6 protein-coding genes are annotated in these 9,290 nt (G+C 61.4%); 1 reads left to right on the top strand and 5 read right to left on the bottom strand.

Annotation, left to right across the window (positions count from 1 at the left end; all coding sequences use genetic code 11):
* The coding region (locus HB680_RS30985) for a DNA gyrase modulator (RefSeq protein WP_276572274.1) at positions 1-657 on the bottom strand (657 nt) is incomplete at its 3' end.
* A gap of 108 nt (positions 658-765) precedes the next feature.
* Between HB680_RS30985 and yjgA the strand changes: the two genes are divergently transcribed.
* The gene (yjgA, locus tag HB680_RS30980) at positions 766-1,290 is read left to right on the top strand and encodes a ribosome biogenesis factor YjgA (RefSeq protein WP_007901505.1); all 525 of its coding nucleotides are present in this window, start codon (positions 766-768) and stop codon (positions 1,288-1,290) included.
* A 126-nt stretch (positions 1,291-1,416) separates the two neighbouring features.
* On the opposite strand, the gene tldD is transcribed toward yjgA, so the two are convergent.
* From tldD to rng, 4 genes are all read right to left on the bottom strand, one after another.
* Positions 1,417-2,859 carry a metalloprotease TldD gene (gene tldD, locus HB680_RS30975; RefSeq protein ID WP_213942084.1) on the bottom strand — a complete coding sequence of 481 codons (1,443 nt, stop codon included), beginning with the start codon at positions 2,857-2,859 and terminating at the stop codon, positions 1,417-1,419.
* An 18-nt stretch (positions 2,860-2,877) separates the two neighbouring features.
* Entirely contained in the window at positions 2,878-3,726 is an 849-nt protein-coding gene (locus HB680_RS30970) for a carbon-nitrogen hydrolase family protein (RefSeq protein WP_213942083.1), read from the bottom strand.
* Between the two features lie 170 nt (positions 3,727-3,896).
* A complete protein-coding gene (locus HB680_RS30965) occupies positions 3,897-7,700 on the bottom strand; it encodes a YhdP family protein (RefSeq protein WP_213942082.1) in 3,804 nt (1,267 codons plus the stop codon).
* 75 nt (positions 7,701-7,775) lie between these two features.
* Positions 7,776-9,233 (bottom strand): ribonuclease G, encoded by a 1,458-nt coding sequence (gene rng, locus HB680_RS30960; protein WP_123516354.1) that lies wholly within the window; start codon positions 9,231-9,233, stop codon positions 7,776-7,778.
* Positions 9,234-9,290 lie beyond the last annotated feature (57 nt).

The raw sequence follows: 9,290 nt of genomic DNA, 5'->3' as shown, positions 1-9,290 counted from the left end.
CCGCCCTGTCCCCCAAACACAGCGCCCTCCAGGATGCGACCACACCCAGCAGCGAGACAGCAACGGGCGGGGGCCGCCAGCAGTGGACACCCAGCGCCGGTGGGGCTGGGGCGCGGAGGAACCGCCGATAAAGCCGTGGCTGTTGCCGTACACGCGGCAGCCCTGATGGGTGCTGAGGGTAGTGCCGTCGGCGTTCTTGATCCGGCTGTCGGTGGCAAACGCCGCCGCTTCACAGCTCAGGGCCATTTCGATGGCTTGTTCCGGCGTGATGTCCCATTCGTGGAACAGGTCGAAATCCTGCAGATCCTTGGCCATCAGCGCGGCGTCTGCCAAGCCCGAGGCTTCGTCTTCCGAAGTGTGCTTGGCGATGGCCAGTGCGGCGGCGACGGTTTCGCGAATCGCCTCCGGACCGCTGGCCGACGTGCTGGCCGAGCCTTTGCGCTGGCCGACGTACAAGGTGATGCCAAAGCCCTGATCGCGATTGAATTCGACGGTTTCGACTTCCCGCTGACGCACCGAGGTGGACAGGCCCTGCTCCAGCGACACCGCGACTTCACAGGCGCTGGCGCCCTGGCGCTTGGCTTCAGCGATGATCTGCTCGACTTGCTCTTGCAGTGCCGGCAACGCTTGTGGGCCGACGCTTTCAACTGCACTCATGCTGTTCTCCACTCAAATTCTGCTTTCGGCTGGGGCCTTCGAGCGACCGGGCCGGACAAGCGGCCCCCGACTGGTTATCATGGCGGCGTTTCTTTGCGGACGGCCACCATGGTTGATTCTTACGACGACTCCCTCGATACGGGAGAAAAAAGCAAATCCCAGGTTAAACGCGAGCTGCATGCTCTGGTTGACCTCGGCGAACGCCTTACAACGCTCAAGCCTGACTTGCTGGCAAAACTGCCGTTGACCGACGCTATGCGCCGGGCCCTGGCCGATGCGCCCAAGCACACCGCGAATATCGCGCGTAAACGGCACCTTATGTTCATCGGCAAACTGATGCGCGATCAGGACACTGACGCCATTCTCACGCTGCTCGATCAACTCGATGCCTCCACCCGGCAGTACAACGAACGTTTCCATGGCCTGGAACGCTGGCGCGATCGCTTGATCGCGGGCGACGATGCAGTCCTGGAGAAGTTCGTGCTCGACTACCCGGAGGCTGATCGTCAACAGTTGCGCTCCCTGATCCGTCAGGCCCAGCACGAACTGGCGACCAACAAGCCACCGGCATCGAGCCGTAAAATCTTCAAGTACATCCGTGAGCTGGACGAGACTCAACGCGGTCTGCGTTAACGTCCATCGGCATCCCGTGTAGGAGCTGCCGCAGGCTGCGATCTTTTGATCTTGCTTTTGATATTGCAAAGATCAAAGTCAAAAGATCGCAGCCTGCGGCAGCTCCTACGCCGGATACGCGTTTCTTCATGCGCCTGTGCCACCCACAGTGATCGCATCGATTTTCAGCGTTGGCTGGCCGACACCCACCGGCACCGATTGCCCATCCTTCCCGCACGTACCCACGCCGCTGTCCAGCGCCAGATCGTTACCGACCATCGACACCTTGCTCATGGCTTCCGGCCCGTTGCCGATCAACGTCGCGCCTTTGACCGGGGCGGTGATCTTGCCGTCTTCGATCAGGTACGCCTCGCTGGTGGAGAACACGAATTTGCCGCTGGTGATGTCCACCTGACCGCCGCCGAGGTTGGCGCAGTAGATGCCGCGCTTGACCGACTTAATGATTTCTTCCGGATCACTTTCACCGGCCAGCATGTAAGTGTTGGTCATGCGTGGCATCGGCAGATGCGCGTAGGATTCACGACGACCGTTACCGGTGCGGGCCACGCCCATCAGGCGCGCGTTGAGTTTGTCCTGCATGTAACCCTTGAGTACGCCGTTTTCGATCAGCGTGGTGCACTCGGTCGGGGTGCCTTCGTCATCGACACTCAGCGAGCCACGACGCCCGGCCAACGTGCCGTCATCGACGATGGTGCACAGCTTCGACGCTACCATTTCGCCCATGCGTCCGCTGTAGGCTGAGCTGCCCTTGCGGTTGAAGTCGCCTTCCAGGCCGTGGCCGACCGCTTCGTGCAGCAGCACACCGGACCAGCCCGAACCCAATACCACCGGCAACGTTCCGGCCGGCGCAGGGATGGCTTCCAGGTTGACCAGCGCCTGACGCAACGCTTCACGGGCATAGCCCATGGCGCGGTCGTCGCTGAGGAAATAACGGTAATCGGTACGACCGCCGCCGCCATGCCCACCGCGCTCGCGACGCCCATTCTGCTCGACGATCACGCTGACGTTGAAGCGCACCAGCGGCCGCACATCCGCCGCCAGACTGCCGTCGGTGGATGCCACGAGAATGCGTTCCCACACCCCGGCCATGCTCACGGTGACTTGCTGGATACGCGGGTCGAGGGCGCGGGTCGCGACGTCGATACGCTTGAGCAGGTCGACTTTCTCGGCGCGGGTCATCACTTCCAGCGGGTTGTCCGGCCCGTACAACTGGGCGACATCCTGGGTGGTGAACGCTTGCACCGTGCCGTTCTGCCCGGCACGGGAAATCGAACGGGCCGCACGCGCCGCCGCGCCCAGCGCTTCGAGGGTGATGGCGTTGCTGTAGGCGAAACCGGTTTTCTCACCGGACTGCGCGCGCACGCCAACGCCTTGGTCGAGGTTGAAGCTGCCTTCCTTGACGATCCCGTCTTCCAGCGCCCAGGACTCGGAAATCTGGCCCTGGAAATACAGATCGGCAGCATCGATGCCCGGGCCGGCCAGATCGCCGAGCACACTTTGCAGGCTCTCGATCGTCACGCCGCCGGGCGCTAACAGGTGGTCACTGACTGAGGACAACAACTCGCTCATATGCTTTACGCCTTAAATTCATCGTTCTGAGGCAGGTCGCTGGGCGCCCTGCGAGAAAAAGCGCCGGTGACTGGACACCGGCATCCGCGCCCTAATGGACGCCTGTTCGCTGCTATCGCGTTCGGCCAGCAATACGGCCTCGCCTTGATCCTGTTGCGCCAGCACGCGGCCCCATGGGTCGACAATGGCGGCATGTCCATAGGTCTCTCGCGGTCCCGGATGAGTTCCACCCTGGGCGGCCGCGAGTACATAACATTGGGTCTCGATGGCCCGTGCGCGGATCAGCACATCCCAATGGGCCGCGCCGGTCACGGCGGTGAAGGCCGACGGCGCGGTGATCAGCTCCGCACCGGCAGCGAGTAATTCGCTGTACAGCTCCGGGAAACGCAGGTCATAACACACGGTCAGGCCAACCCGACCGACGGGCGTGTTCGCGACCACGACTCCACCGCCATAAGCATAGTCATCGGATTCACGGTAACGCCCGCGATTGTCCGCCACGTCGACGTCGAACAGGTGCAACTTGTCATACCGTGCAACGGTTTCGCCCTGGTCATCCACCAGCAGCGAGCAGGCGTGCACCTTCGCCGTCGGCTGATCCACCGGCGGCAACGGCAACGTGCCGGCGACTATCCATAACTTGAGGGCACGGGCGGTCTGTTTCAACCACGGCAGGATCGGGCCTTCGCCCAAGGCTTCGGCGCGGCCAATGTCAGCGATGTCGCGACGGCCCATGGCGGCGAAGTTTTCCGGCAACACCGCCAGCCGTGCACCAGCGTTCGCCGCTTGTTCAAGCAGGCGACGGGCCTGGGCCAGATTGGCCAGCACGTCGCTCTGGCTGACCATTTGAATCACCGCTACAGACATGGCCATTTCCTTATCTGGAATCAACACATACCCGTAGGAGCTGCCGCAGGCTGCGATCTTTTGATGTTGATTTTTGAAAGATCAAAAGATCGCAGCCTTCGGCAGCTCCTACAGGGGACTTACGGCCATGCTACTCCATAGGTCTGGAGATTGGCTTTTGAAAAAAAACGTCAAAAAGGCTTGTCCAGGGTGATCTTCGGTTCTTTCCATGGGCCTTTGACGGTGTATTTGACGCTGGCGAAGCGCGCCACGCGGTCGCCAATCAACTTGTCGATCAGGAACAGCGCCCCGCCAATGGCCGGAGCGCCGACAATCAGGGCGGCAATCGGCAGGTTGTTGGTCAGAGGCAAGGTCACCAGCAACTTGGCGTCGACCTGATCGCCGACCAGATCGAGCGTGCCGTTCAGCTCAAGGTTGCTCGACGGACCGGTCAACAGGATCGGCTCGCGGGTCACGTAAACGCCGTTGCTCGCCACCAGCAGGCCTTTGACCCGGTCGTAACTCAGGCCTTTGCCAAACAGATCGGAGAAGTCCAGGCGCAAGCGGCGGCCGATGGAGTTGAAGTTGAGCAGGCCGAACACCCGCAACGCCTGGGCGCTACCCTCGACTTCGACAAACTGACCTTTATTCAGCGAAGCATCGAGGCTGCCGGAGAAGCGTTTGGTGGCCAGCCACGCCGGCGAGCCGGGCCAACGACCGTCGACGTCCATATGAAATTCTTCACTGGTGACGCTCGGCGCAAAGCCCCAGCCCTTGAGCACATCGGCCAGGTTTTTGCCGCTGATCCGGCCTTTGTACCAACTGTTGGTGGCGCCCGGCGTGCCCTCCCAACCACCGCTGCCCTGCAACAGGATGCCCTTGAGGCCCATGTCCAGCGTATTAAGGGCGATGCCCTTGCCGGTCGGGCGGACTTTCAGCGACCAGGCGCCCACCAGGTCAGTGCCCTGGAACAGCTGATTGATCGTGATATCCAGCGCCGGGATTTTCGTCGGGTCCACGGAGACCAACGGGTCCGGCGAGTTTTCGTCGGCCAGCACGGTCGGATCGGGTGCCGGCAAACGCACGTATTGCAGATTGATCGCAATCGGCGCGGCTTTCGCGTCGGGGATCGTCGCACTGCCCTTGGCCTGCTGACTGTCGAGCTGCAACGCCCAGGCCGACGGTTTGCGGTTCAACTGCACCGACACCTGATCGAGCGTTGGCCCTATGCCACTGAGCTTGCCGACCTTGAAGTCCGCGCCGCTGAGCAACTGCTTGGCACTGCCGCCCGGATCCTGGCCGGCGTATTTGTCCACCAGCTCTTTCCACGGGCCGACATCCAGCTCCGACAGCACGCCGCTGACGCGCAGTCCCTTGTTCGCGGGCAGTACGGCATTGCCGGCGCCGAGGAACAGTTCACCGCGACCGTCAGCAAAATTGCCGGGCGGTGACGCAAAGGTGAAGTTTGCCAGGTCGCCATAGGTGACCCAATAACGCCGCTCCGGCCCTTGCAGGGACATGCGAAACACCGTGTCACGGCCCACATCGGCGGCCATGCCGAACGGCGCGGGCAAATCGACGGCGACGCCTTTGAGGTTGGAACTGACGATCAACTGACTGTCAGCGCCATTGAGGTTCAGTTGCAGTTGGTAAGGGACCACGCCAGACACTGGCAACGGTTGGGTCACGTTGAGCCAGTCGCTGAGTTTCTTGACCTCGACCTGACCGGAAGCGGCGACTCGGGTATTGAGCTTGCCCGGGCTGCCATCGGCAAAAATCTGCGCAGTCACCGGTTTGTCGAAGGCCCGCGCGCTGATGTTCTGACCGCTCAAGCCCTTGGTGCTGTCGAAACGAAAATCGCCTTTGAGCTGCGTCAGCTCCAGGGTCGGCTCAGCCAGTTTCAGCCGAGCCTTGCTGGTCTTGAAGTCGACGAGAATCTTCGGCAAGTCGCCTTTGGCCAACGGGATATCCAGTTTGAGCTTGCCCTGCAAATCGCCCTCGCCTTCCCAACCGGCGAAGGTGTCTGCGGTGCCGATCGGTGCTTGCTGCAGAATCTTCAGGCCATCGCCCAACCCGCCGGCAAACCCGCCGTCCAGGAACATATGGACGTTTTGCCCGGCAGGCACATGCGGGATGTTGACGTAGACGTCGCTGACCTGGGTGTCGAGCAATTGGCCTTTGCTGGCCAGGATCCGCACACCGCTGTCCTCGATAAACACGTCGCCACTGACTTTGCTGACGTGCGGCCAACCCGGCTGGAACGCCAGTTCGGCATCGTGAACCTTGAAGAACAGGCTGATGCTGCGAGCGGTGTCTTCGGCGCCGTGATTCAGCGAGCCTTGATACTGGAAGAAACCCTGGTCCACTGCGCCTTTGAGAATCGCCGTGCGCAGCCACTCATCCAGCGCCGGGCTGAGCACGGTCGGCAGGTACTTGGCGGTGTATTTGCCATCACCGTCCACCAGACCGACCCGCAGGTCCATGTAGTCTTCCTGGGTGTGGTCGAAATGCAGCCGGATCAGGAAGTCGCCGGCAATCTTGCCTTCTTCGCCCAGCACCTTCAGGTACGGCGCGATCAGGGTGAAGCCTTCTTTATCGAGCTTCCAGGTCAGCCGGGCATTGGCCTGAATGTATTGCCATGGTTTGGCGAAAATCGGGTCCAGGTGCAGGGAAAAATCCTTGCTGTCCATGCGCAGTTCGCCGTGCCCGAGGTCGCCGCTGATGCTGCCGCTGACATTTCGCGCCGCCGGTGCGCCGCGATAGGCGTCGAAGCCGACCCGCTCCAGGTTGGCGGCGAAACTGAACTTGGTGTCGTCGGTGGCGTTGGGCCGAAAATCCATCAGTACGTTACGCAAGGCTCCGGTGACCTTGAGCTTGTCGACAGCGGTGGCAACGCCCTCCGGCAACGGGCCGAGCGCATTAAGCAGCGGAGTCAGCGGCGTCAGGTCCAGACGATCGGCTTGCAGGTGCCAGAGTTCGTCGGTCTTGTCGGTAGCGGCGCTTTGTTTGAGTTGCAGATGGGTTTCCCAGCGCGTATCGCCCAGGTTCATCGACAGCGAGTCGAGGGTCACCAGAGCGCCTTGGTCGCTGCGCTGGAAGTAGCCGTTGAGGGCAAAATTGTTGATCTGGATCGGCTTGCGCTCGGCGTAGGCACCCTTGATTTGCGGGGCATTCAGGCGAATCGCCGCGCTTTGCACAGCACCTTCGCCCCAGGTCAGCCACAGTTCGCCGCCGGCCTTGATCTCGGAGAAATCCCATTGCCGGGTCAGGCGTCCAGGCAACCACTTCGACCAGTCGCTTTGCGGCAGGCTCAGGTAAGCCTCGGCCGCGCCATCCTTCCAGGCGCTGGCACGCAGGCGGGTGCGCAGGCTCATGGCAACTGGTTGGCCGTCGGGCAGGGTCAGACGTGCATCGAGTCGTTGACGGGAGGCACCGGTTTTCAGATTGAAGCCGACATAGGTCAACGTCAGCGGAGGATGATCCACCGGTTGCAAGGTGATCTGGCTGTCGAGCACCGACAGTTGTTCAACCATTTGCATGCGATTCAGCAATTGCTCCGGGTCCAGCGGCTGGTCTTGCTGCACCGGCAAACCTTCCAGCGCCCATTGGCCGTCCTCGCCTTCCTTGAGGCTGATCTTCAGGCCATTGAGTTCCAGGTGAGCAATGCGCACTTCCCGGGCCAACAGGCTGGCCCAAAGGTCTGGCACGGCGCGCACGTTATCCAGACGCAGGGCATTGGTGCCCGCGCCGACCGTCACGTCGTGGGCCAGCAGAATCGGCGCGAAACCACTCCAGTTGCCTTCCAGCTTGCCGATTTGCAGAGGCATGCCCAGCGCGGCACTGGCCTTGGTTTCGACGTCGGAGCGGTATTCGGCCACCAGCGGCGTCAGTTCCCGACCGAGGCTGACATACAACGCCATCAGCACCAGAACCAACGCACACAGGCCCAGCCCCCAGCGGGTCAGTGCGGCCAAAATGCGTGTCAGACGGTCCATGTCAGTTGGCTCCCATGGCAAAAATACTGCAAAAAGCTGAGGCCAGCCGTTCTAGTCGCGGTGAAACCTGGAGATTCAGAGCAGCACCACGTCGTATTGTTCCTGGGAATACATGGTTTCCACCTGGAAGCGGATGGTGCGACCGATAAACCCTTCCAGTTCGGCAACGTTGCCCGACTCTTCATCGAGCAAGCGATCGACCACTTTCTGATTCGCCAATACACGATAGCCTTCCGCCTGATACGCGCGGGCTTCGCGAAGGATTTCACGGAAAATTTCGTAGCAGACCGTTTCCGGCGTCTTCAGTTTGCCGCGCCCCTGGCAACTGCTGCACGGTTCGCACAGCACTTGCTCAAGACTTTCGCGGGTGCGCTTGCGGGTCATCTGCACCAGGCCCAACTCGGTGATGCCGATGATGTTGGTCTTGGCGTGATCGCGCTCCAGTTGCTTCTCAAGCGTGCGCAACACCTGACGCTGGTGCTCTTCGTCTTCCATGTCGATGAAGTCGATGATGATGATCCCGCCGAGGTTGCGCAGGCGCAGCTGACGAGCGATGGCGGTGGCGGCTTCGAGGTTGGTCTTGAAGATGGTTTCTTCGAGATTCCGATGGCCGACGAACGCCCCGGTGTTGACGTCGATGGTGCTCATGGCTTCCGCCGGGTCCACCACCAGATAGCCGCCGGACTTGAGCGGCACCTTGCGTTCCAAAGCTTTCTGGATTTCATCTTCGACGCCGTACAGGTCGAAAATCGGCCGCTCGCCGGGGTAGTGCTCAAGGCGATCAGCGATTTCCGGCATCAGTTCGGCGACGAACTGTGTGGTTTTCTGGAAGGTTTCCCGGGAGTCGATGCGGATCTTCTCGATCTTCGGGCTCACCAGGTCACGCAAGGTGCGCAGGGCCAGGCCGAGGTCTTCGTAGATCACGCTCGGTGCGCCGATGGTTTTGATCTGGGCGTTGATCTGGTCCCACAGACGGCGCAGGTAGCGGATGTCCATGAGGATTTCATCAGCCCCGGCCCCTTCGGCGGCGGTGCGCAGAATGAAGCCGCCGGCTTCCTTGATGCCTTCTTTGGCCACGCAGTCGGTGACCACTTGCTTGAGGCGTTCGCGCTCGGCTTCGTCTTCGATTTTCAGGGAAATGCCGACGTGGGCGGTGCGCGGCATGTACACCAGATAGCGCGACGGAATCGACAATTGTGTGGTCAGGCGCGCGCCTTTGGAGCCGATCGGGTCCTTGGTGACTTGCACCACCAGGCTCTGGCCTTCGTGCACCAGGCTGCTGATGCTTTCCACGGCAGGGCCTTCACGCAAGGAAATTTCCGAAGCGTGGATGAACGCGGCGCGGTCCAGGCCGATGTCGACGAAAGCCGCCTGCATACCCGGCAATACCCGCACGACTTTGCCTTTATAAATGTTGCCGACGATGCCGCGCTTTTGCGTGCGCTCGACATGGACCTCTTGCAGAACACCGTTTTCGACCACTGCCACGCGCGATTCCATCGGCGTGATATTGATCAGAATCTCTTCACTCATGGCAGGGTCTCGTTCAGGCATGTTCACGATAATGGCCGCATCTTGTCAGTACGACGC

This window comes from Pseudomonas sp. dw_612, assembly GCF_018449725.1.
Taxonomy (GTDB): Bacteria; Pseudomonadota; Gammaproteobacteria; order Pseudomonadales; family Pseudomonadaceae; genus Aquipseudomonas.
This window is presented reverse-complemented; position numbering and strand designations above follow the sequence as displayed.